Origin of the sequence: Streptosporangium lutulentum, assembly GCF_030811455.1 — a bacterium.
Taxonomy (GTDB): Bacteria; Actinomycetota; Actinomycetes; order Streptosporangiales; family Streptosporangiaceae; genus Streptosporangium; species Streptosporangium lutulentum.
The window spans coordinates 6180440-6202126 of the sequence record NZ_JAUSQU010000001.1 but is presented as its reverse complement, the minus strand read 5'-3'; the positions used below and the strand labels follow the sequence as shown (position 1 = coordinate 6202126).

23 protein-coding genes are annotated in these 21687 nt (G+C 71.1%); 17 read left to right on the top strand and 6 right to left on the bottom strand.

The window, feature by feature from the left end; translation table 11 throughout:
• Positions 1–56 precede the first annotated feature (56 nt).
• Together J2853_RS27525 and J2853_RS27520 are read right to left on the bottom strand one after the other, a co-directional pair.
• Positions 57–1400, bottom strand: coding sequence for a PTS transporter subunit EIIC (locus tag J2853_RS27525; RefSeq protein ID WP_307562902.1), 1344 nt, complete (start codon positions 1398–1400; stop codon positions 57–59).
• A 119-nt stretch (positions 1401–1519) separates the two neighbouring features.
• Positions 1520–2260, bottom strand: a complete 741-nt coding sequence (locus J2853_RS27520; protein ID WP_307562900.1) for a GntR family transcriptional regulator — start codon at positions 2258–2260, stop codon at positions 1520–1522.
• A gap of 159 nt (positions 2261–2419) precedes the next feature.
• Between J2853_RS27520 and J2853_RS27515 the strand changes: the two genes are divergently transcribed.
• From J2853_RS27515 to J2853_RS27485, 7 genes are all read left to right on the top strand, one after another.
• The gene (locus J2853_RS27515) at positions 2420–3454 is read left to right on the top strand and encodes an SIS domain-containing protein (RefSeq protein ID WP_307562898.1); all 1035 of its coding nucleotides are present in this window, start codon (positions 2420–2422) and stop codon (positions 3452–3454) included.
• Positions 3455–3519: 65 nt separating this feature from the next.
• Complete coding sequence (locus tag J2853_RS27510; RefSeq protein ID WP_307562896.1) at positions 3520–3762, top strand: PTS sugar transporter subunit IIB; 243 nt, start codon at positions 3520–3522, stop codon at positions 3760–3762.
• A gap of 84 nt (positions 3763–3846) precedes the next feature.
• Positions 3847–4293: a PTS sugar transporter subunit IIA gene (locus J2853_RS27505; RefSeq protein ID WP_307562895.1), complete on the top strand. Its 447-nt coding sequence runs from the start codon at positions 3847–3849 to the stop codon at positions 4291–4293.
• A gap of 209 nt (positions 4294–4502) precedes the next feature.
• Positions 4503–5141 (top strand): HAD family hydrolase, encoded by a 639-nt coding sequence (locus J2853_RS27500; protein ID WP_307562893.1) that lies wholly within the window; start codon positions 4503–4505, stop codon positions 5139–5141.
• Between the two features lie 45 nt (positions 5142–5186).
• Positions 5187–5444, top strand: coding sequence for an HPr family phosphocarrier protein (locus tag J2853_RS27495; protein ID WP_307562891.1), 258 nt, complete (start codon positions 5187–5189; stop codon positions 5442–5444).
• The gene (gene ptsP / locus J2853_RS27490; RefSeq protein ID WP_307562889.1) at positions 5441–7129 is read left to right on the top strand and encodes a phosphoenolpyruvate--protein phosphotransferase; all 1689 of its coding nucleotides are present in this window, start codon (positions 5441–5443) and stop codon (positions 7127–7129) included. Before J2853_RS27495 ends, ptsP begins: the two co-directional genes overlap by 4 nt.
• 107 nt (positions 7130–7236) lie before the next feature.
• Positions 7237–8607, top strand: coding sequence for a glycoside hydrolase family 3 protein (locus J2853_RS27485; RefSeq protein WP_307562887.1), 1371 nt, complete (start codon positions 7237–7239; stop codon positions 8605–8607).
• A gap of 93 nt (positions 8608–8700) precedes the next feature.
• Here the strand turns inward: J2853_RS27485 and J2853_RS27480 are convergent, their stop codons facing one another.
• A complete protein-coding gene (locus J2853_RS27480; protein ID WP_307568840.1) occupies positions 8701–9903 on the bottom strand; it encodes an acyl-CoA dehydrogenase family protein in 1203 nt (400 codons plus the stop codon).
• Positions 9904–10101: 198 nt separating this feature from the next.
• Here J2853_RS27480 and J2853_RS27475 point away from each other — a divergent pair, with 198 nt between their 5' ends.
• The 5 genes from J2853_RS27475 (at position 10102) to J2853_RS27455 (ending at position 13784) form a co-directional block, all read left to right on the top strand.
• Positions 10102–10746, top strand: a complete 645-nt coding sequence (locus J2853_RS27475) for an HAD family hydrolase (protein WP_307562885.1) — start codon at positions 10102–10104, stop codon at positions 10744–10746.
• Positions 10747–11039: 293 nt separating this feature from the next.
• A complete protein-coding gene (locus J2853_RS27470) occupies positions 11040–11546 on the top strand; it encodes a DUF6912 family protein (RefSeq protein ID WP_307562884.1) in 507 nt (168 codons plus the stop codon).
• 100 nt (positions 11547–11646) lie between these two features.
• Complete coding sequence (locus tag J2853_RS27465) at positions 11647–12300, top strand: HAD family hydrolase (RefSeq protein WP_307562882.1); 654 nt, start codon at positions 11647–11649, stop codon at positions 12298–12300.
• A gap of 93 nt (positions 12301–12393) precedes the next feature.
• The gene (locus tag J2853_RS27460; protein ID WP_307568838.1) at positions 12394–13110 is read left to right on the top strand and encodes an HAD family hydrolase; all 717 of its coding nucleotides are present in this window, start codon (positions 12394–12396) and stop codon (positions 13108–13110) included.
• 446 nt (positions 13111–13556) lie between these two features.
• Complete coding sequence (locus tag J2853_RS27455; RefSeq protein ID WP_307562880.1) at positions 13557–13784, top strand: hypothetical protein; 228 nt, start codon at positions 13557–13559, stop codon at positions 13782–13784.
• A 260-nt stretch (positions 13785–14044) separates the two neighbouring features.
• On the opposite strand, the gene J2853_RS27450 is transcribed toward J2853_RS27455, so the two are convergent.
• A complete protein-coding gene (locus J2853_RS27450; RefSeq protein WP_307562878.1) occupies positions 14045–14782 on the bottom strand; it encodes a class F sortase in 738 nt (245 codons plus the stop codon).
• Position 14783: 1 nt separating this feature from the next.
• Positions 14784–15122 carry a hypothetical protein gene (locus tag J2853_RS27445; RefSeq protein WP_307562876.1) on the bottom strand — a complete coding sequence of 113 codons (339 nt, stop codon included), beginning with the start codon at positions 15120–15122 and terminating at the stop codon, positions 14784–14786.
• 186 nt (positions 15123–15308) lie between these two features.
• Between J2853_RS27445 and J2853_RS27440 the strand changes: the two genes are divergently transcribed.
• The 3 genes from J2853_RS27440 to J2853_RS27430 are packed head-to-tail and all read left to right on the top strand — an operon-like array spanning position 15309 to position 18185.
• A complete protein-coding gene (locus tag J2853_RS27440; protein ID WP_307568836.1) occupies positions 15309–15998 on the top strand; it encodes a response regulator in 690 nt (229 codons plus the stop codon).
• A gap of 22 nt (positions 15999–16020) precedes the next feature.
• On the top strand, positions 16021–17586 hold the full coding sequence (locus J2853_RS27435) for an ATP-binding protein (protein ID WP_307562875.1): 1566 nt from the start codon (positions 16021–16023) through the stop codon (positions 17584–17586).
• Positions 17583–18185, top strand: coding sequence for a hypothetical protein (locus J2853_RS27430; protein ID WP_307562872.1), 603 nt, complete (start codon positions 17583–17585; stop codon positions 18183–18185). The genes J2853_RS27435 and J2853_RS27430 overlap by 4 nt, the downstream gene beginning before the upstream one ends.
• Before the next feature lie 59 nt (positions 18186–18244).
• Here the strand turns inward: J2853_RS27430 and J2853_RS27425 are convergent, their stop codons facing one another.
• Entirely contained in the window at positions 18245–19777 is a 1533-nt protein-coding gene (locus J2853_RS27425; protein ID WP_307562870.1) for a penicillin-binding transpeptidase domain-containing protein, read from the bottom strand.
• Positions 19778–19882: 105 nt separating this feature from the next.
• On the opposite strand from J2853_RS27425, the gene J2853_RS27420 reads away from it, so the two are divergent.
• Together J2853_RS27420 and J2853_RS27415 are read left to right on the top strand one after the other, a co-directional pair.
• Entirely contained in the window at positions 19883–20803 is a 921-nt protein-coding gene (locus tag J2853_RS27420) for a LysR family transcriptional regulator (RefSeq protein ID WP_307562868.1), read from the top strand.
• On the top strand, positions 20800–21651 hold the full coding sequence (locus J2853_RS27415) for a serine hydrolase (protein WP_307562865.1): 852 nt from the start codon (positions 20800–20802) through the stop codon (positions 21649–21651). Before J2853_RS27420 ends, J2853_RS27415 begins: the two co-directional genes overlap by 4 nt.
• The last annotated feature ends 36 nt before the right edge of the window (positions 21652–21687 follow it).

Below are 21687 nucleotides of genomic sequence, written 5' to 3'. Positions count from 1 at the left end.
TGCGAACCGTACGAGACATTCGGGTCACGGCCGTCACGAGGGCGACGGCGGGTGGCTCAGGCCGGGGGCTTGACGGGTGTCGTGGGGGCGGGCTCGCCGGACTCGGCGTCGGGCTCGGGCTCCCGGCCGGGGGTCATGATGTTCAGCTTCCGGATCAGGAAGCTGAACCCGGCGTAGTAGATCACCGCGTAGATCAGGCCCATCACGATGATGATCGGAACGCCCCGGGCGTTGGGGGCGGTGCCGTACAGGACGAGGTCGATCAGCCCCGAGGAGAAGCTGAAGGCGAGCTTGGCGCCCAGGGCGGAGGCGATCGCGAGAGAGACGCCGGTCAGGACGATGTGGACCACGAACAGGACCGGGGCGACGAAGATGAAGGCGAACTCGATCGGCTCGGTGATCCCGGTGAGGAAGGCGGTGAGCGCGGCGGAGATCATGATCGAGCCGACCGCGGTACGGCGGTGCGGAGGCGCGGCCCGCCAGATGGCGATCGCCGCGGCGGGCAGGCCGAACATGAGGACCGGGTACAGGCCCGCCTCGAAACCGCCGTAGCCCACGGCGCCGTGGTTGAAGCAGACCAGGTCGCCGGCGAGCTGCTTGCCGTCGACCACGCACTCGGGCACCTGGGTCCAGATCACGTTGTTGACGATGTGGTGCAGGCCCAGCGGGAGCAGCGCGCGGTTGACCATGCCGTAGATTCCGGCGCCGGCGACGCTGTTCTCGGCGAGCCAGGTGCCGAAGGCGCGGAGCCAGCCACCGAGGATCGGCCAGACGAAGCCGAAGAACACGCCGAGGACCAGCCCGGCGAAGGCGGTGAGGATCGGCACGAGGCGGCGGCCGCTGAAGAAGGCCAGCCAGGTCGGCAGTTTGGTGCGGTAGAACCGCTGCCAGAGCATCGCGGAGACGAGACCCATGACGATGCCGCCGAGCACCCGCGTCGGATTCTGCGCCCCGAGGTTGAGCACCACGTCGGGGACACCCGGGTGGGCCCTGTCGAACACCTCCGTGGTGATCGACTTCTTCAGTCTGTCGTCGAACAGGTTGAAGAACATGGTCATGCTGACGGCGTGGAAGACCAGGTAGCCGGCGAGCGCGGCGAGCGCCGTGGAGCCGTCGGCCTTGCGGGCGAACCCGATGGCCACCCCGATCGCGAACAGGATGGGAAGGTTGTCGAAGAGCGTGCCTCCCGCCGTGCCGAGAACGTGGGCCACATTGTCGAGCAGGGCGTTGTCGGTCCGGCCCACGAGATCGTCCTGGCCGAGCCGGAGCAGCAGGCCCGCGGCGGGCAGGACCGCGATCGGCAGCATGAGGGAGCGTCCCAGACGCTGGAGCACGCCCATCAGGGCGGATCCGGACGGGGACGCGGCGGGAAGACCCGCGTCCGCTGAGAGGGGACTCATCGGACTTTCCTCCAGTGGGTGGGGGAGGGAGGAGGTCAGGTGCCTTCGGTGGGCGGGGAGGGTCCGGTGCTTTCGAAGGAGGTCCGGTGCCTTCGAAGGAGGAGAGGGGTGGGGCGAGGTCAGGTGCGGCGGGCCGGTATCTCCAGAATCGTACGGAGCTGGTAGCGGTCGGCGCGGTAGGTGGAGACCCCGAGTTCCGCGCAGACGCCTCCGGCGAAGGAACGTCGCTGGAGCAGCAGCACGGCTCCGCCGCGGGCCAGCTTCAGCAGGTCGGCGTCGCCGGGATCGGCGACGCCGCCGTCGATGGTGAGCTCGCCCGCGTCGAGGACCAGGCCGTAGCGGGTCTCCAGCAGGGCGTAGAGGGAACGGCCCGTCAGATCGTGGGTGTCGAGGTCGGGCGCGAGGGACACGGGGATGTGGGCCCGTTCGATGCACATGGGCTCGTCGGCCGCGGTCCGCAGCCGTTCGATGAAGTGCACCTCGTCTCCGGGCTGGATCCCGAGTTCCCTGGCGAGGTGCGCGCTGGCCCTGACCACCCGGCGGTCCAGGTCGCGGGAGCCGGGCTCCATGCCCCGGGCGCGCATCTCGTCGCTGAAGGAGGTCAGCCGCAGGGCCATCTCTATCTTGGGGCGGGCCACGAAGGTGCCCTTGCCCGCGACGCGTTGCAGCCTTCCCTCGGAGACCAGGTGGTCGACCGCCTGCCGTACCGTCATGCGGGAGAGGCCGAAGCGCTGGCAGAGTTCGCGCTCGGACGGGATCGCCGCGCCGATCGTCAGCTCGTTGCTCTCGATGAGGTCGAGCAGGATCTCCCGAAGCTGGAAATACTTCGGCACCGGACTGTCCGGGTCGATCTGAGCCACGGGATCCTCTCCTCTCGATCTGAGATGTACTGATGAGTTATGGTTCGTACTGGTCTAGTCCGGACTAGACCACAGGCCGGAAAAGAGTGTCAATGTACGGACCGACGACAGATCGATAACGGCCCGGTCTCGTCTGTTCCAACCAAAGGATGAGCCCAGATGACGACCAAGATGCGCAGCGAGATCGCCGAGCAGCCTGCTGCGTTGCGAGCCACGCTGGACGCCCTTCTTCCCAGGGTCGGGGAGGTGGAGCGGCTCGCGGGACAGACTCGCCAGTTGTTGTTCATCGCCCGTGGCACCTCCGACAACGCCGCAGTCTACGGCCGTTACCTGGCCGAGGCCCACACAGGCCGCCTGTCCACACTCGCCGCCCCGTCCATCGCCACGACGTACCGGCGCAGGCTGGACCTCGACGGAGTGCTGGCCGTCGCGCTCTCCCAGTCGGGCAAGACCGAGGAGATCGTCGAGACCCTCGCCTGGGCCAAGGACTGCGGAGCCAGGACCGTGGCGATCACGAACGGCGGGGAGCAGAGTCCTCTGGCCCAGGTCGCGGACCTCGCCCTGTGCACGCTCGCGGGGGAGGAGAAGGCCGTTCCGGCCACCAAGACCTACACGACCCAGCTCGCCGCCCTGGCCGTGCTCGGCCTCGGCCTGGGCGCGGACGTCGACGCCGACGACCTGCAGCGCGTGCCGGACGCCGTCGAGAAGCTGATCGCGAACCCCGGCGACCTGGACGCGATCGTCGAGGGACTGGCGGACAAGCCGGGCGTCGTGGTCTCCGGTCGTGGCCTGGCCTTCTCCACCGCGCTCGAAGTCGCGCTCAAGCTCAAGGAGGCGTGTTACCTGCACGCCATGGGCCTGTCGTACGCCGACCTGCTGCACGGCCCGATCGCCGTGGTCGACGAGGACACCCCGGCCATCCTGGTCGCGGCCGGTGAGGGCCCGACCCTGGCCGGCACCGTGGCGCTCGCCGAGCGGGTCACCGGCGCGGGCGCCTCCGCCTTCACCATCGGCGGCGGCCCGGCTCTCTCCGGGGTCTCCACCGCCGCGCTGAACGGTCCGGACCTCCCCGAGTGGGTCGCCCCGCTGGGCCTCATCGTCCCGGGGCAACTGCTGACCGAGGCCCTCGCGCGCAGGCTGGGCATCGACCCCGACGCGCCCCGAGGTCTCAACAAGGTGACGCAGACCGACTGATCGCACGGCGTCGTTTAGCCTGGTCGTGGCCCTGCGACCATGACCGATTACGACTGGAGGCCGACATGGCGGCTGACGCTGACGCGCTCATCGCTGGACTCGGTGGTGCGAAGAACATCATCGAGATCGAACCGTGCATCACCCGGCTCCGCACCGAGGTTCGCGACGCCTCCAAGGTCGATCAGACGGCCCTCAAGGCGGCCGGGGCGCACGGTGTGATGGCCGCGGGCAACGTCGTCCAGGTGGTGGTCGGCCCCGAGGCGGACACGATCGCCAGCGACATCGAGGACATCATCGGCATCCGCTGAGCGGGACGGGCGCCCCGCCCGCACGGGCGGGGACGGCCGGGGACGGGGACGGCCGGGGGGGCGGGGACATGCCAAGGGGGTGCGATGACCACAGTTCTGGCTCCGGTGGCGGGGGCGGCCATGGAGCTCAGGTCGGTGCCCGACCCGGTGTTCTCGGAAGGTCTGGTCGGGCCCGGGATGGCGATCGAACCGGACAGGGGGCCGGGCCGGGCGATCTCCCCCATCACGGGCACGATCGTCAAGCTGCATCCGCACGCGTTCGTCGTCGTCGGCGATGACGGCCGGGGGGTCCTCGTCCATCTGGGTATCGACACGGTGCAGCTCAAGGGCGAGGGCTTCGAACTGCTCGCGGCCGAGGGGGACCGGGTGCGCGCGGGCCAGCCCGTGGTGGCCTGGGATCCCGCCGTGATCGAGGCGGGCGGGCGTTCGCCGGTCTGCCCGGTCGTGGCGCTGGACGCGGTCGCGGGAACGGTGGTCGGGGTGGCCGAGGGCGTGGTGAAGGCGGGGGACGAACTCTTCGAGTGGGCGTGAACCGGAAGGCCTTTCGGGGCGGGCGTTTCGAGGCGGCGGGGAGGCGGGAAGGGACCGGGCCAAAGGACGGCCCTCCTGCTCGGCGGGACTTCCGAGGTGGGTACGGTGGGTGGGCGCCGGACCCGGCGCCGTGGCCCGGTGAGGGCTCCGAGACACGGTGAAACCGGACGTACCGCCGAGAGCGGCGAGGACTGGAAGCTGGTGCGACCATGAAGGCGGCGCTCTTCGATCTCGACGGAACGCTCATCAACAGTGAGCGGCGGAGTCTGGCGATGTGGGCGATGCTGCTCGACAGTCACGGGGTCGAGCACGACGACATCGTGCTGCGCGGTTTCATGGGACGGCGCGGGCGGGACGTCCTGACCGAGAGGGCGCACCTCTTCCCCGGAAAGCGGGTCGCCGATCTGATCGCCGAGGTCTTCTCCTTCCATGACCGTCCCGGCCTGCCCGACGTCGTGCCGGTGCCGGGCGCCGCGGATCTGGTCCGCAAGGTCTCCGCGTACGGCTCGCCGATCGCGGTCGTCACCTCCGCCTCCCGGGACTGGGCGGAGGAACGGCTCACCCAGGTCGGGATCCGGGATCTGATCAGGACGATCGTGTCCGCCGAGGACGTGGTCGTGGGGAAGCCGGACCCGGAGGGCTTCCTGCTGGCCGCGGCCCGTTTCCTGATTGAGCCGGCACATTGTGTAGTTTTTGAGGACTCAATCGCCGGTATCACGGCGGCCAAGGCGGCAGGTATGGCGTGCGTGGGCGTGGCGACAACACACGCGGGCACCGAACTGACCGAGGCCGATCTCGTGGTCGCGGACCTGACAGGGGTCGAGTGGCCCCTGCCGAACACCCAATGAGCCCGGCGGTCTAGACCGCCCGGCAGATCTTCGCAGGAGGAGCACGTGGCCGAGCGCCAAGTCATCGTCAAGGCCGAGGTCGGTCTGCACGCCCGTCCCGCCGCGACATTCGTGCAGGCCGCGGCCAAGGCGGCGCTGGACGTCACCATCGCGAAGGGCAGCGGTCAGCCGGTGAACGCCAAGAGCATTCTCGCGGTCCTGGCGCTCGACGTCAGGGAGGGCGACAGCGTGGTGATCAGGGCCGAGGGTGAGGGGGCCGACGACCTCTTGGATCAACTCGCCGACATAGCGTCCGCGCCGTGAACACGCTTACGGGGGTAGGCGTGAGCCCGGGGATCGGGTTCGGCCCCGCTTACGTCCTCGCCGTCCACGCCGATCCCGTGCCCGCGCCCGGCGCCCGCCACGGCGGGGACGCCGGGGCGGAACGGGACAGGGCGACGCGGGCGCTGGAGCAGGTCGCCGCCGACCTGGAGGAACGGGGGATCCGGGCGGGCGGCGAGGCTCGGGAGATCCTGAACGCCCAGGCCATGATGGCGCGCGACCCAGGCCTGGCCGTCGAGGTGGCCGTGCTGATCGACGACGCGGGCGTCACCGCCGCCCGCGCGGTCTACGAGGCGTTCGGTGGATATCGGGAGATGCTCGCCGGGGCCGGGGGGTACCTCGGCGCGCGCGTCGCCGACCTGGACGACGTCAGGGACCGTGCCGTCGCGGTGCTCGAAGGCCTGCGGATGCCGGGCGTGCCCGACCACGCCGAGCGGCCGTACGTTCTCGTCGCCCGCGACCTGGCGCCCGCCGACACCGCGACGCTGTCGGCGGACGTGGTGGCGGCCTTCGTCACCGAGCAGGGCGGGCCGACCAGCCATACCGCGATCCTCGCTCGTGCGATGGGCGTGCCGGCCGTCGTGGCCTGCCCGGGGGCCCTCTCGATCGAGCAGGGCGCGCCGGTGCTGGTGGACGGGTCCTCAGGTCTCGTACGGCTCGCGCCGTCCGATGACGAGGTGGCCGAGACGACGAACGCCGCCGCGGCGAGGAAGGCCGTGCTGGCCGCCGCCACCGGCCCGGGGACGACCTCCGACGGGCACGCGGTGCCGCTGCTGGCCAACATCGGCGGGCCGCGCGACGTGGCCGCCGCGCTCGAACACGGCGCGGAGGGGATCGGGCTCTACCGGACCGAGTTCCTCTTCCTCGACCGGGCCACGGCACCCTCGGGACAGGAGCAGGAGAGCGCCTACCTGGAGGTGCTGAACGCCTTCCCCGGCGGCCGGGTGGTCGTGCGGACCCTCGACGCGGGAGCGGACAAGCCACTCGCCTTCCTGCCGCCGCGGGGGGAGGAGGCGAACCCCGCCCTGGGCGAACGCGGATCACGACTTTTCAGGACAAATCCTGAAATCATGAATGAGCAGCTCGGTGCCCTGGCCAGGGCCGCGGCGCGGTCGTCGGCCAAGCTCCAGGTGATGGCGCCGATGGTGGCCACCGCCGAGGAGGCCGCCTGGTTCGTGGCCGCCTGCGGTGACGCGGGGCTGCCGTCGGCGGGCGTGATGATCGAGATCCCGTCGGCCGCCCTGCGCGCCTCCGACCTGGCCGCCGAAGCGGACTTCTTCTCCATCGGCACCAACGACCTGGCCCAGTACACCTTCGCCGCCGACCGCCGGCTGGGAGCGCTGACCATGCTGCAGGACGCCTGGCAGCCGGCCCTGCTCGACCTGATCGCGCTGGCCGCGGCGGGGGCCGCCGGGCGCGGCAAGCCCTGCGGGGTGTGCGGCGAGGCCGCGGGCGACCCGGCCCTCGCCTGCGTGCTGGTCGGGCTCGGCGTCACCTCGCTGTCGATGGCCGCTCCCGCGCTGCCCGCCGTACGGGCCGCGCTGTCGCGCCACGCCCTGGATCAGTGTCTGCTCGCCGCGCAGGCCGCGCGGGCCGCGGTCTCCCCGCAGGAGGCGCGCGCCGCGGCCCGTTCCCACCTGCCCGGTCTGGCGGGTCTGGCGCTCTGAGCCGAGTGTCCCGTCTGCCCGATCCGGTTGATGTGAGCCGAACGTCACGGTGAAGACCGGGGCATCGGGTCCGCCGCGCGGATAGCGTGTGGGGCATGGCTCGGTGCATGCGTACGACTGGTCTTGCAGTGATCGTGGCGGCGGTGGCGGTGATGGCCGGTTGCGCCGGACAGGGGACGGCGGCCCGGGCCCCCGTCCCGGCCGCGGGCGGAGAGCCGGGTGGCGAGGTGGGTGACGTCCCCGAAGGCGACGGTTCGGCGGCGCCCGAGAGTTCCGCGGACCCCGAGAGTTCCGCGGCCCCCGTGACGTCCAAGCCTCCCGGGGGCAAAGGCGCGGTGGAGGAGGCGCTCGCGGGGCTGAGCATGGAGGAGAAGGTCGGGCAGCTCTTCATGCCCGTGCTGTACGGCCCGGCGTCCGACACGGTCTCGGGGGAGAACCAGGCGCGGTACGGCGTGGGCACGCCGGCCAAGATGATCGCGAAGTACCGGCCGGGCGGGGTGATCCTGTTCCCCTGGGCGGACAACGTCAAGAACGTCAAGCAGATCGTCACGCTGACCAACGGGCTGCAGAAGGCGTCGTCGGAGCTCCCGCTCCTGATCGGCGCCGACCAGGAGAACGGTCAGGTCTCCCGGCTCTCGCCGCTGGTCACCGACATCCCCGGCGCCTCGACCATCGGCGCCACCGGCGACCTCTCGCTGGCCCGCAAGGCGGCCAAGGTGACGGGCACCGAACTGCGCGCCCTCGGCATCAACCTCGACTTCGCCCCGGTCGCCGACGTGAACATCAACCCGAAGAACCCGGTGATCGGCCCCCGGGCGTACGGCGCGAACCCGCAGAAGGTCGCGTCGATGGTCGGCGCCGCGGTCAGCGGCTTCCACGACGCCGGGGTCGCCGCCACGGCCAAGCACTTCCCCGGCCACGGCGACACCAACGTGGACAGCCACACCGGCCTGCCGGTGATCCAGCACTCCCGCTCCCAGTGGAACAAGCTGGACGCCCCGCCGTTCGCCGCGGCCATCGCCAAGGGCGTAGACGCGATCATGAGCGCACACGTCGTCATGCCCAAGCTCGACCCGTCGGGTGACCCGGCCACGCTGTCCAAGCCGATCCTGACCGGGCTGCTCCGTGAAAAGCTCGGGTTCGACGGGGTCGTCTCGACCGACGCGCTGGACATGGCGGCCGTGCGCAAGAAGTACAGCGACGGGGAAATCGCCGTGCGGGCCATCCAGGCTGGGGTGGACCTGCTGCTGATGCCGCCGGACTACCCCGAGGCCTACCAGGCGGTGCTGACCGCGGTGAAGTCCGGGAAGATCTCCGATGAGCGACTCGATCAGTCCGTCCGGCGGCTGCTGACGTTGAAGGCCGCCCGCGGCCTGCTGGGAAAGCCCCCGGTCGCCGATCCGGCCAGGGCCGAGCGGGTGCTGCGCTCCGCCGAGCACCGCAAGGTCGCCCAGCTCATCGCCACACGAGCGCGCTGAGTCCCGTACGGCCGCCGCCCCGGCAGCCGTACGGGCCGGACACCCGAAGGCGGCCCGGCCCGTCCGCGTGCTGACGGGCCGGGCCCCGGACGGCTAGGAGAGGTAGGGCTTGAGCTCGCGGCGGGCCACCGTACGGATGTGGACCTCGTCGGGGCCGTCGAAGATGCGCATCGCGCGGGCCTGGGCGTACATCATGGCGAGCGGGACGTCGTCGGAGACCCCCATGCCGCCGTGAACCTGGATCGCCCGGTCGATGACCTCGCAGGCCATCCGGGGTGCGACGACCTTGATGGCGGAGATCTCGGAGGCGGCGGCCTTGGCGCCCACGGTGTCGATCATCCAGGCGGCCTTCAGGGTGAGCAGCCGGGCCTGGTCGATGGCCAGGCGCGACTCGGCGATCTGCTGCTGGACGACGCCCTGCTGGGCGAGGGTCTGGCCGAAGGCCACCCGGTTGGCGGCGCGGGCGCACATCAGCTCCAGGGCGCGTTCGGCCATGCCGATGGCACGCATGCAGTGATGGATCCGGCCGGGTCCGAGGCGGGCCTGGGCGACGCGGAAGCCGTCGCCCTCCTCCGCGATCAGGTTGGCGGCGGGCACCCGGACGTCGGTGAAGACGATCTCGGAATGACCGTGCTGCTCCTGGTAACCGAAGAGCGGCAGATGCCGGACGACCTCCACGCCCGGGGTGTCCACCGGGACCAGGATCATCGACTGCTGGCGGTGGGAAGGCGCGTCCGGGTTGCTCTTGCCCATCACGATCAGGATCTCGCAGCGTGGGTCGGCCATGCCGGTGATGAACCACTTGCGGCCGTTGATCACGTATTCGGAGCCGTCACGGGTGATGGAGGTGGCGATGTTGGTGGCGTCGCTGGAGGCCACGGCGGGCTCCGTCATCGCGAACGCCGAGCGGATCTCCCCGGCGAGCAGGGGCTTCAGCCAGCGATCCCGCTGTTCGGGCGAGCCGAACATGTGCAGGACCTCCATGTTCCCGGTGTCGGGGGCCGCGCAGTTCAGCGCCTCGGGGGCGAGGTCGACGGAGCGGCCGGTGACCTCGGCCAGACTGGCGTAGTCGAGCACCGACAGGTCCGACTCGGCGGGCAGGAACAGGTTCCACAGGCCGCGCGAGCGCGCCTCCGCCTTGAGTTCCTCCACGACCGGTGGCAGGTCGTGGTTGTCGTGGCCCTTGGCGAGCCGCCAGGCGTGATAGACCGGCTCCGCCGGATAAACGTGGGAAACCATGAAATCGGTCAGGTTGGCGAGGTATTCCTCCGCCTTGTGGCTGAGCGCGAAGTCCATGACGGCCAGTTTGGCACCACCCCTTTTCCGGTTGTTCACCGGCTATGCCTAATCTGGAACGGGTTTCAGTGGGAATGGTCGGCCCACGGCCCGGAACGGGCTCGAACGGGAAGGTGAGATGCCCCAGGGCTCGGAACGGGTTCCAGTGGGGAGCCGAGCCGATTCGAAGCCGGGAACGGATTCAGGCGAGGAGACGAGATGCTCAAGGGTGTGCTCATCGACTGGGGTGGCGTGCTCACCACCGGTCTGTCCGATTCGATCGCGGAATGGATCGTCGCCGAGCGGCTCGATGCCGCTCACTACCGCGATGTGATGCGCGATCTCATCGCGCACGCCTACGAGGGCTCCGCCAACGGCGAGAACATGATCCACGCGCTGGAGCGGGGAGAGATCTCCGGATTCGACTTCGAGCGGAGGCTGGCCGCCCAGCTGATCACGATGGACGGCGTGCAGCCGGTCGCCGAGGGGCTGCTGAACAGGATGTTCGCCGGGTTCCGGCGGGTCGAGCCGATGTACGCCATGCTCCGCGAGGCACGCGCCGCCGGGATGCGGACCTGCCTGCTGTCCAACTCCTGGGCGAACGAGTATCCCCGGGAGGACTGGGAGGACTTCTTCGACGAGATCGTCATCTCCGGTGAGATCGGCATGCGTAAGCCGGAGCCGAGGATCTTCGAGCACGCGCTCGGCAAGATCGGCCTGGCCGGGCAGGAGTGCGTGTTCGTCGACGACATCGAGGCCAACATCGTGGCCGCCCGGCGACTCGGCATCGTCGGCGTGCACCACCGCGACCCCGAGCCGACCATCGCCGAGCTGGAGACGCTCCTCGGCGTCCCCCTGCGCTGACCTTCCCTGGAGCCTCCTCGCGGTTCCCCTCGCGCCGAGGGCGCTCCCTTGAGCCGAGGGCGCTCCCTTGAGAGGTGGGGGGAGTTCCCGCCGGCCGGGGGCGTCCTGAGGGACCCGTGCCGGGGGCTCCCCGCCGGTGGCCGCACACGGGCCGGTTCGCGTGGTCTTCGCGGCCTCGAGTTCGCGTGGCTTCGCGGCCCTGAGCTCGCGACCGGGTCGCCGGGACTGGCACACTCGATGCGTGATCGGCGCCGAACCGGCGCCGAGGTCGAAGGAATAGATCGAGGGCATGGATGCGCGTCTACCTGCCGTGTACGCTCCCGGCGCTGGCCCGTGTGGTCACCGTGGGGGAGCTCGGCCCGGCCCCGTTGACCGGCTACGCGGTGACCCCCGCGTTGACCGAGTGGTACGCCTCGGGTGACACCGAGGAGTTGGAGTACGTCGCCCTGACCGAGGCGGCCAGGGCGTCCCTGCGGATGCTCGCCGCCGATCGGGCCGACGGGCTGGACGTGGCCGCGCGCCGGGTGGTCGTCGCGGTCGACGTGCCGGACGGCGACGTGAGCGTGGGCGCCGACCTGGAAGAACGCGCCCGGGTACGGCTCGCGGCGGCCGTGCCGCTGACGGAGGTCGCCGCGGTTCACGTGGACGACCTGTCGGCGGTCGCCGACACCGAGGCCGCCATCGCCGCGCTGCCCGCGGCCGACCGCGGTGACGACGACGCCCGCTTCGTCGTGGACGGCGCCGAGGCGAACGATCTCCTGTGGTACGCCACGCAGGAGATTCCCGACCTGGTCGGCTGAGAGACCCGCCGGAAGACCCGGCAGCCTCCGCGACCGGCATTGCCGGTCGCTTTATCCCCTTTGCGGTGATTCTCTGCGCTTGGTTACGCTTGGAGGCAATATGAGACACATTATTTGGGACTGGAACGGCACACTTTTTCACGACATTGACGCAGTTGTCGGGGCGACGAACGCGGTGTTCGAGCCCTACGGGCTGGGCTCCTACGACGCCGACGGCTTCCGGGCGGTCTACACGCGCCCGATCTGGAAGGCCTACGAGCGCATGCTCGGCCGCTCGCTCTTCGAGGGCGAGTGGGAGAGGCTCGACCTGGGCTTCCACGAGAACTACCACCGGCTGATGCTGGAGTGCGGTCTCGCGGCGGACGCGCTCTCCACGTTGCAGAGCTGGGAAAGAGCGGGCGGCAGGCAGTCACTGCTGTCCATGTGGATGCACGATCGCCTGGTGGTCAAGATCGCCGAGCTCGGCATCGACCGGCACTTCACCCGGATCGACGGGCTGCGCAGCGCGTCCGACGGGCTGCCCGTTCCCTCCGGCGGGCACAAGGCCGAATCGATGGTGGCCCATATCGCGGCGCTCGGCGTGGACCCGTCCGACGTCCTCGTGATCGGCGACAGCGTGGACGACGCGCTCGCCGCGCAGCATGTCGGGGCGCGGGCGGTGCTCTACACCGGCGGCATGACCAGCCGGGTCGACCTGGAGGCGTTCGGCGTCCCGGTCGTCGACACCCTCGCGAACGCGATCGATCACGCCTGAGGCCCGCCGATTCCGTACCGATCCCGCATACAACAACAATGGGGACAATCGTGGCTCTAATCTGGGCATCCGCACCCATTCCGGGAGGCCACGATTAACCGCCTCGTTCTCTGGAACATCGATCTCACGCTGGTCGACGTGTCCATCGTCGCCCGTGACGCGTACGCGGAAGCCTTTCACAAGGTCACCGGCCGCCCCCTGGTCAAGCTGAGCCAGCACAACGGCCGTCCGGACTCCGAGATCGTCTTCGAGATGCTCGCCATCAACGGGGTCGTCGCCGACGACGACCACCTCCCGAGGTTCCTGGACGCGCTGGCCGAGGCCTTCGCCGCCCGCCGCAAGCGGCTGGCCAAGGACGGGCGCATGATGGCCGGGGCCCGGGACGCGCTGAAGGCCGTGGCGAGACTCGACGGTGTGGTCCAGTCGGTGCTCACCGGCACGATCAGGAGCAACGCCGTGCACAAGCTGACCGCCTTCGGCCTCGACAAGCACGTGGACTTCGAGATCGGCGGCTACGGCGAGGAGGTCTACCCCAAGGCCACCCTTCTCCAGGTCGCGCAGGGCCGGGCCAGGCAGAAGTACGGCGGGACCTTCGACGGCGGCAACACCGTCATGATCGGAGACTCGGCCAGAGACGTCCAGGCCGCCAGGATCGCCGGGGCCGCGATGATCGGGGTCGCCTCCGGGCGTTCCCTTCCGGCCGAACTCCACGAGGCGGGCGCCGACGTGGTCCTGCCCGACCTGTCCAACGCGTCGGAGGTCGTCGCCGCCGTGGCCGGGCTCACCTCCTCGGCCCGCAAGGCCGTATAGGCCATGTAGGGCGTGCGGCCGTGCGAGGCGCCGCAGCCGCAGCCGGATCCGAGGACGCCGGCGCCTGGCCGCCAGGGCGCCGGAACCGGCCGGGGCCGGAACGGGCGTTGCAGCTAGCAGGTATGCCGGGCCTCCAGCCTGCCAGGGGCACGGATTCGCGCTAGCGGTGGTGACATCGGGGTCCCTTGGACGCGATGCTTGACGTAGTCGAGCCATCCGCCGGTAGGCCCACGAGCGGCCACGTCGCAGGAGAGCGAGTACGCCTTCGAGTCGGCGACCGCGGAACCCGTGCCCGGCTCCGATCCGAGCAGAAGACATCGGCGGCACGGTTGACCGTCGGGCTCGACCACTTGATCCTCGACAAACACTCCGACCTCGTCCGTGACGTCGCGCGACGACGCCACGGTGCCGGGAGCCGGGTGTGCGTCCTACAGGGAGAGAGCATCATGCGTTTCATCGCACGGATATGGACATGGACAGGAGCAGGGGCGCTGGCCGCCGCTCTCATCGTGGTTCCGAGTGTTACCGCAGAGGCGGCCGTGCAGGCGGGGAACGTCCCGCACGTCGCCGTGGCCGCCGCGCAATCGGTGATCGTCGCCGGTGACGGCCCGGGAAGCAACCATCGCCGTAGCCGAGGCGGCGCGGGTCTCATCAGCCGGGACAACGTCAGATGACCGTTGTGACCCATGCGGTCGGCTTGATCACCGTTTCGCGATAGGCCTTTGAGATATATGAGAAGTCTGTACGAGCGAAGAGGCCCGACGGATATTCCGGAGGGCCTCGGCGGTGGAGACCGTCCTCGGACATTCGGAGCGACGCCCGGAAGGGCGTCGCTCCGTTGTCGTTCGGCTCCGGCCGCGTCGGGGCGGAGGCGTCAGAGGCGGCCGGAGCGGCGTGCCGGGGTGATGGGCAGGTCGCGGGGCGGAGGGCGGGATCACGGGTTCCCGGGCGGAGCCTCCCGGACAAGGCGGGCGTAGACGATGACGTTGTCCGTGTAGTGGCCGGTCCGCTCGTCGAACGTGCCGCCGCAGGTCACCAGGCGCAGGCCGGCGTGGTCGAGCGGGCCGTACACGCGCTGGGAGGGGAAGTCGCTCTTGGCCACCGACTCGACCGACTCGACCACGAACACGGCGGCCGAGCCGTCCGCCCGGCCGACGGAGATGACGTCCCCGTCGCGCATGCGCCCGAGATCGTAGAAGACGCCTCTGCGTCCCCCGCCGTCGACGTGCCCGAGGATCACCGCTGCCCCGCGCTCTCCGGGGGTCACCCCGCGCGAGTACCAGCCCGCCTCCTCGGGCCGCTCGACCGGCGGGACCTGAACGGTGCCGTCGGCGTTGAGACCGAGCCGGCCGAGGGGAACATGGACGCCGATCTTCGATATGTCCAGGTGGCGCGGCTCCGACCGCGCGAGAACGGGACCGGCCGAACCGGAACGGGTGGAAGAGGAACGGGAGCGGGCGCCGTCGTCGGCGCCGGAACGAGCCGGACCGGAACGGGTCGCCGGGGGAGGGTCCGTCCGGGCGGCCCCCGCCACACCCTGCGCGGTCGCGGGCGGCGGGGCCGGCGGGCCCTCCCGAGGCAGGAGCCCGCAGCCCACGAACACCGCGCCGGTCAGAGCGGCGGCGGCCGCCACGCCCAGGGCGTGACGGCTGCCGAGTCGTACTCCGGGCATGTCAGGCCCGGGCGCCCGCGCGGCGGCGCATCACCAGAACGCCCATCCCGGCCCCCGCGCCGAGAAGGACGCCGCCCAGCGGCACCAGAACACTGTCGCCGGGACCGCCGCCGGTCTCCGGCGCGCCCCTGGGCACGTCCACGGCCGGTACCGGGGCGGCCTCCGTGGGAGCCGGCGCCGGTGCGGGGCGGCTGGACCCGGCGGGGGAGGGGACCGGACTGGGCTTGCTCACGGCCTGCGCGGGGGCGGGCTTCGTGTCGTCCGCCATGGCCGGTCCGGCCATGGCGAGCACGGCGAAGCCGAGCGCCGTCGCGGTCAGGGCGGTACGGATGAACCGCATACATTCTCCTCAGTGACGGCATCGCGGGAACGGTTCGGCGATGCGCGCCGGACACAGAAGTCATCGGTCGGGAACGACCCCGACGCTGACAGGGGAATGTCCGCCGGCCATGACCGGAATGTCATGAGCATGTAATGAATGTCCCGCTCGTCAGGAAATGGTGTGGCCGCAGCGGATACTCGAATGGTGGCCAGAGTGATGCTGATCGAGGATGATCCGTCCGTACGGGAGGGGTTGCGCCTGTCGCTCAGCAGGCACGGGCACGAGGTCGACGTCGCGCGGACCGGTGAGGACGGGCTGAGGCGACTGCTCGCCGCCCCCGCGGACATCGTGGTGCTCGACCTGATGCTTCCCGGAATCGATGGATTCGAGGTGTGCCGCCGGATCCGGGCCGGGGGCCCCACGCCCATCGTCATGCTCACCGCCCGCGGCGACGACCTCGACGTCGTCAGCGGTCTTGAGGCGGGGGCCGACGACTACGTGATCAAGCCGGTCCGGCCACGCGTGCTGGAGGCGCGGATCCGCGCGGTGCTGCGGCGCGGGGGACCGGCGGCCGAGGCCGAGGCCGAGAGCGGGCCGGAGGTCCACGGCGACCTGACGATCGACCGCGGCGCGCTCACCGTGTCCAAGGCCGGGGTCCCGATCACGCTGCCGCCGATGGAGCTGCGGCTGCTGCTGGAGCTGTCGGCGGCCCACCGCCAGGTGTTCAGCCGCCAGCAGCTCCTGGAGTCGGTCTGGGAGCTCGACTTCCTGGGTGACTCCCGGCTGGTGGACGCGTGCGTGCAGCGGTTGCGGACGAAGATCGAAGACGTCCCGTCCAAACCTCGGTACATCCAGACCGTGCGCGGGTTCGGGTACCGGTTCGGGCCCCTGTGAACCGTTCGCGGTGCGAGGCGACATGACGCGCGGTGATCGGACGGTCCCCGACGCCGACGGCGGGGGGCGGCCCGGAAGATGGAGGCCGCGACTTCCGATCTGGGTGCGCGGGCTGAGGGCCCGGCTGGTGATCGTCTGCGTGCTCCTGGCCGGGCTCAGCGCCCTGACCGCCGCCGGGCTGATCTATCGCCAGGCGCGCGACCTCATGCTGACGCGTACGGAGGGGTCGGTCGTCAACGAGTTCCGGCTGCGCGTCGCCACCCTCACCGAGAACATGCAGCATCCTCCGGACCGCGCGGCCCTGCAACAGCTCGCCAACGGCGTCGCGCCCTCGTTCCTGGAGGCGACCGGCGCCGCCGCCTACCGCGACTCGGGGCTGGTCGCCTCGGGGGACGACCTCGGCCCGATCACCCCCGCGCTGCGCCGTACGGTCGTCGAGCGGAACCGCCTGTTCTACCAGCGCGTCATCAGGTCCGGCACCCCGTACCTCGTGGTCGGCACGCCGGTGATGCTGGGCGAGCAGGCGGCTCCGTCCGGGGTGGAGGTCTATCTGGTGGCCTCCCTCAGCAAGGAGGAGGGAGACGAGGCCGCGCTGGTGACGGCGGCCCAGAACGGGGCGATCCCCGTCGTGGCGCTGGCCGTGGTCCTCGCCCTCGTGGCGGCGGGGGGCGTGCTGCGCCCGGTGCGCGATCTCGACCGGGCCGCACGCAGGCTCGGCACGGGTGAGCTGGACACGCGCCTGAAGGTGAGCGGCGGCGACGAGCTGGCCAGGCTGGTGAAGACCTTCAACGCCACGGCCGCGGCCCTGGAGAGCAACGTGTCCGAGTTGCGCGACATGGAGGTCAAGGCCCGCCGCTTCGTCGCCGACGTGTCCCACGAACTGCGCACTCCGCTGGCGTCCATCCTGGTGATGGCCGACATGTTCGAGGAGGAGGCCGGTCGCCTCGAAAGCGACCTGGGAAAGGCCGCCCGCCTGATGAACCTCGAAGTGGGCCGGCTGGTGAGGCTCGTCGAGGACCTCATGGAGATCTCACGGTTCGACGCCGGAGCGGCGACGCTCATGCTGAACGAGGTCGACGCGGCGGACGCGATCCGCGCCTGCCTGCGCACCCGGGGCTGGACCGGCCGTGCCGGCCTGGACCTCCCCCCGGGCATCCGAATCCTGCTGGACCCCCGCCGCTTCGACGTGATCATGGCCAATCTCGTGGGCAACGCGCTCGACCACGGCGCGCCCCCGGTCACCGTACGGCTGCGGGCGGAGGCGGAGGTCGTGGTCATCGAGGTCCAGGACGAGGGCGAGGGGGTGGATCCGCGGATCCTTCCGTACGTCTTCGACCGGTTCTCCAAGGCCGACGCGGCACGGGTGCGGTCGGAGGGGAGCGGTCTCGGCCTGGCCATCGCCCGCGAGAACGCGCGCCTGCACGGCGGCTCGATCGAGGTGGCCAACCGGGAGGGCGCGGGAGCGGTGTTCACGCTCTTCCTGCCTCGCCGCGCACGGGCCGGGGGAGCGTCCCGGGAGGTGGAGGCCGGTGGGCCGTCCCGGGACCCGGAATCCGGCGGACCGCACGGGGACGGGGAGGCCGGATGACGATCGCTCGCGCGGGCCGGGCGCTGGTGGTGTTCGCGCTGGCGCTCACGTCGCTGGCGGCCGGTTGCGGCATCACCCCGACGGGCGTCAGGGACGGAGGCGATCCCGCCGCCGGGTTCCGTCCCAGCACCCGGCTCTATTTTGTGTCGGGCGCGCGGTTGCAGGCCGCGATCCGTCCCGTTCCGTGGCCCCCGCTGGAGGAGACGCTCACCCTGCTGATGAACGGGCCCAGTGCCGCCGAACGGGCACGAGGGCTCCGCAGTGAGCTTCGGCCCCACGTGGAGACGCCGATCAAGGTCACCTCGGGCCAGGCGAAGGTCCGCATCTCGCTGCCCGCGCCCAGGCCGTCGCCCAGGCCGTCGGAGGTCTCGGCGCCCGCACCCGCACCGGCGCAGACCTCGGTCTCGCCCCGTACGGTGCCGCCATCGGTCTCGCCCCGTCCGGCACTGTGGATGGGCCAGCTCACCTGTACGGCCGCGAGCGCTCTGGCCGCGCGGACGAACATCGACCCCGACGCGGTCACGGTCACCATCCGATGGGCGGGCGAGAGCCGGATCGAGTCCTTCCGGTGCTCGGAGTTCCCGCGCGGGTCGGACTGACGTCCGCCCTCGTGCGGAGGATCTCCTCGACGCCGGACGCACGGGGACGCCCGCCGTGGTCAGGGGCCGGCGAGGGCGGTGAGGAAGCGGCCGGCGACGGGCGCGGCCACCGCGGCGCCGGCGCCTCCGCCTTCCACGATCACCGAGAACGCCAGGTCACCCCGGTAGCCGATGAACCAGGAGTGCGAGGGAGGCTGCCTGCCCGAGCCGAACTCGGCGGTTCCGGTCTTGCCCGCCGTACCGGAGGGGAAGGAGACCTCGCTCGCGGTGCCCTCCACCACCACCGCGGGCATCAGCGTGCGCAACGCCCGCACCACCGCGGGTTCCAGCTTCCTCGGCCTGGCCGCAGGCAGCAGGGCCGCGTCCACGAGCCGGGGCGGGCGCCAGGAGCCGTCGGCGATCGCCGCGGCGACGGTGGCCATGTTCAACGGGCTCGTCAGGACACGCCCCTGCCCGATCGAGGCCGACGCGAGGTCGGTGTCGTCCCGCGGGACGGGGAACCGCGCCCGTACGGCGGGCACGCCGGGGTCCACCGGTCCCTCGAACCCGAAGCCGGCGGCCACGGAGGCCAATCGCTCACCGCCGAGCCGGTCCACGCTCAGCTGCCCGAACGTGGTGTTGCACGAGTGCGCGAACGCCTCGCGCAGCGGGATCGTGCCGTAGTCCTCGAACCCGGCGTTGTGGAAGGCGAAGCCGCCGATGTTCCGCTCGGCCGGGCAGGGCACGCTCTCGTCGGCGGTCATGCCGTCGGCGATCAGGGCCGACGCCGTGACCACCTTGAAGGTGGAACCCGGCGGATACTGGCCCAGCAGCGCCCGGTTGAACCCACCGGGTTTGTTGACCACGGCCAGGATCTCGCCGGTCGAGGGCCGGAGCGCGACCAGGGAGGCGGGCTTGTCCACCGCGTCCAGGGCCTTCGCCGCGGCACGGTGGACTCGCAGGTCGACGGTGGTCCGCAGTTCCTCGCCCGCCTTCGCGCCGGCGGTGGCGAGCGTGGCGACCCGCTCAGTCCCCTGGAGAAGGTCCACCCGGGCCGAGGAGGTACCGGTGAGGCGGGAGCCGTACCGCTCCTTGAGCCCTTCGACCAGCTGCTGCACCGAACCCGGCGCGTCCGGGGTGTCGATCCGGGTCCCGTCGGCGGCCAGGATCGGCGCCTGCTCGGCCTTGACCAGCACGGTTTTGATCCTCAGCCCCGGCTTGAGCCGGGGGTAAACGGCCGCGGGGCTCCACTTCACCCGCCAGGCCCGGTCGTGCTCGACCAGGGTCAGCGAGCCGTCGTAGGACCAGTTCACCGGCCCCTTCAGCGTCGCGTGGAAGGCGACCTTGGAATCCGTGCTCCCCGTGACCTCGAAGTCGGCCCCCGACACCTTCAGGTCGGTCCGGAACCGCGTGTACCAGCGGTCGAAGTCGCCCGGCGGCTCGACCGTGAGCGCCCGCATCGCCGGGTAGTCCTGCCTGCCCCAGGCGGCCAGGAAGTCCCGGGCCGTCTCCTCGGCCGACCCCGTACTGTGCAGCACCCACATCCCCGCGCCGGCCGCGGCGACCGGAACCAGTATCAGCGCCGCCACCCCTGCCAGACGTCTGCGTTTCATGCGTCCCCCTTGTCTCTCCCGGTCGAGAAGAACAGAGGGGTGACCTATATGTCCAATATTGATATCCAAATACAGTTGATATCCGGATTGGTATAGTCGCTGCTCATGGACCTCGTGCGGCACCTGCGCTACTTCACCGTCGTCGCCGAGGAACTCCACTTCGGCAACGCGGCGATCCGGCTCGGCATGGCTCAGCCGCCACTCAGCCAGCGCATCCGGAGGCTGGAGGAGGAGCTCGGCGTGCGGCTGTTCGACCGCTCCAGCCGTCACGTCCGGCTCACCGAACCGGGGCGGCTGCTGCTGGCCGAGGCCCGCGAGATCGTCGCGAGGGTGGACCGGCTGCGCGATCTGGCCGGGCGCGGGGAGAACACGGTACTGCGGGTCGGAGTCCCGCCCGACCTGGGATCCTCGGTGATCGCGGCGCTGATCGCCGGGTTCAGGGAACGCATGCCCGAGGTACGGCCGGCGCCGTCCGAGATGTGGAGCGCGGACCAGGTCGCCGCGCTCACCGGCGGCACCCTGGACATGGGCGTGGTACGCCACCCGGTGACCGCCCCCGGGCTGAGCTTCGGCCCGGTGCTCGTCCAGCGCCCCGGCGTGGTGGTGGCCGAGACCGATCCGCTCGCGGCTCTGTCGTCGGTGCACCTCGCCGACCTCGCCGGTCAGCAGCTTGTCCTCTTCCCCCGCGAACCGGGACTGCACGAGGAGACCCTCGCCGAGTGCCGCCGCCACGGGTTCGTCCCGGACGAGGTGCACGAGGCGCAGACCCTCGGGCTGGTCCTGGCCGGCACGGCCGTCGCCTTCGGGCCCAGGGTCGACCTGCCGGGATTATCCTGGCGGCCGTTGCTGGGAAACCCGCTCGCCTGGCGGGTGTCGACCGCCTGGCGGGGGGAGGCCGGGGACGCTGCCGTAGCCTTCGGGACGGTGGCCGTACGAGTGCTGAGGGAGAAGGCCGGGATGACCGACGACGAAGCGGTGCCGGCACGGAGGGTGCGGGCCAGGCCGGCCTCCGGATTCCTCGCATGACCGCCATCGAGGGCCTGTTCCGCACGGCCGGGGTGACCGGGTTCCTGCATGTGGTGGACCTCGACACCGGCGCCGAGGTCGCCCACGGCGCCGACGAGTCCGTGGTCGTCGCCTCGGTGTTCAAGGTGGCGCTGCTGGTGGAGTTCTTCCGGCAGGTGGACCGGAGACTGCTGGATCCGGCCGAACGGGTCACGATTATGGCGGATCGCCACACTGCCGGGTCCACCGGAGTGTCGGTGATGACCGACGACGTGACGCTGTCCCTGCGCGACCTGACCTACCTGATGATCGCGGTGAGCGACAACACCGCCGCCGACGCCGTGCTCGACAGGATCGGCCTGCCGGCGGTCAACACCATGCTGGCCGCCTTCGGACTGGACCGCACGTGGGTCGAGCACGACTGCCGAGAGCTGTTCTCCAGCATGGTCGAGGACGCGGGGGAGGAGGAGATGTCCACCGACCCCGTCCTGATCTCCCGGCTCCGGGTGCTCGACCCGGCACGCACGAACCGGAGCACCCCGCGTGACATGACCCGGCTGCTCGGCATGATCTGGCGCGACGAGGCGGCCTCCCCGGAGTCGTGCGCCTCGATGCGCAGGCTGCTCGGCCTCCAGGTCTGGCCGCACCGGCTCGCCGCCGGATTCCCCTACGACGACGTCGCGGTCAGCGGCAAGACCGGCACGCTGCCCACGATCCGGAACGAGGTCGGCGTGGTGGAGTACCCCGACGGCGGGCGCTACGCCGTCGCCGTCTTCACCCGCTCGTACGGCACCGCGCAGAACCAGCCCCGCGCCGACGCGGTGATCGGCACCGCCGCGCGGGCCGCCGTGGAGCGGTTACGTGGCTGAACCACACCGCGCGCCCCGAGGGTATGTGCACCCCCG

Coding starts and splice junctions, on each gene's coding strand:
- J2853_RS27525 (WP_307562902.1), bottom strand. CDS start 1,400: ATGAGTCCCCTCTCAGCGGACGCGGGTCTTCCCGCCGCGTCCCCGTCC.
- J2853_RS27515 (WP_307562898.1), top strand. CDS start 2,420: ATGACGACCAAGATGCGCAGCGAGATCGCCGAGCAGCCTGCTGCGTTG.
- J2853_RS27510 (WP_307562896.1), top strand. CDS start 3,520: ATGGCGGCTGACGCTGACGCGCTCATCGCTGGACTCGGTGGTGCGAAG.
- J2853_RS27505 (WP_307562895.1), top strand. CDS start 3,847: ATGACCACAGTTCTGGCTCCGGTGGCGGGGGCGGCCATGGAGCTCAGG.
- J2853_RS27500 (WP_307562893.1), top strand. CDS start 4,503: ATGAAGGCGGCGCTCTTCGATCTCGACGGAACGCTCATCAACAGTGAG.
- J2853_RS27485 (WP_307562887.1), top strand. CDS start 7,237: ATGCGTACGACTGGTCTTGCAGTGATCGTGGCGGCGGTGGCGGTGATG.
- J2853_RS27480 (WP_307568840.1), bottom strand. CDS start 9,903: ATGGACTTCGCGCTCAGCCACAAGGCGGAGGAATACCTCGCCAACCTG.
- J2853_RS27475 (WP_307562885.1), top strand. CDS start 10,102: ATGCTCAAGGGTGTGCTCATCGACTGGGGTGGCGTGCTCACCACCGGT.
- J2853_RS27470 (WP_307562884.1), top strand. CDS start 11,040: ATGCGCGTCTACCTGCCGTGTACGCTCCCGGCGCTGGCCCGTGTGGTC.
- J2853_RS27465 (WP_307562882.1), top strand. CDS start 11,647: ATGAGACACATTATTTGGGACTGGAACGGCACACTTTTTCACGACATT.
- J2853_RS27455 (WP_307562880.1), top strand. CDS start 13,557: ATGCGTTTCATCGCACGGATATGGACATGGACAGGAGCAGGGGCGCTG.
- J2853_RS27450 (WP_307562878.1), bottom strand. CDS start 14,782: ATGCCCGGAGTACGACTCGGCAGCCGTCACGCCCTGGGCGTGGCGGCC.
- J2853_RS27445 (WP_307562876.1), bottom strand. CDS start 15,122: ATGCGGTTCATCCGTACCGCCCTGACCGCGACGGCGCTCGGCTTCGCC.
- J2853_RS27435 (WP_307562875.1), top strand. CDS start 16,021: ATGACGCGCGGTGATCGGACGGTCCCCGACGCCGACGGCGGGGGGCGG.
- J2853_RS27430 (WP_307562872.1), top strand. CDS start 17,583: ATGACGATCGCTCGCGCGGGCCGGGCGCTGGTGGTGTTCGCGCTGGCG.
- J2853_RS27425 (WP_307562870.1), bottom strand. CDS start 19,777: ATGAAACGCAGACGTCTGGCAGGGGTGGCGGCGCTGATACTGGTTCCG.
- J2853_RS27420 (WP_307562868.1), top strand. CDS start 19,883: ATGGACCTCGTGCGGCACCTGCGCTACTTCACCGTCGTCGCCGAGGAA.
- J2853_RS27415 (WP_307562865.1), top strand. CDS start 20,800: ATGACCGCCATCGAGGGCCTGTTCCGCACGGCCGGGGTGACCGGGTTC.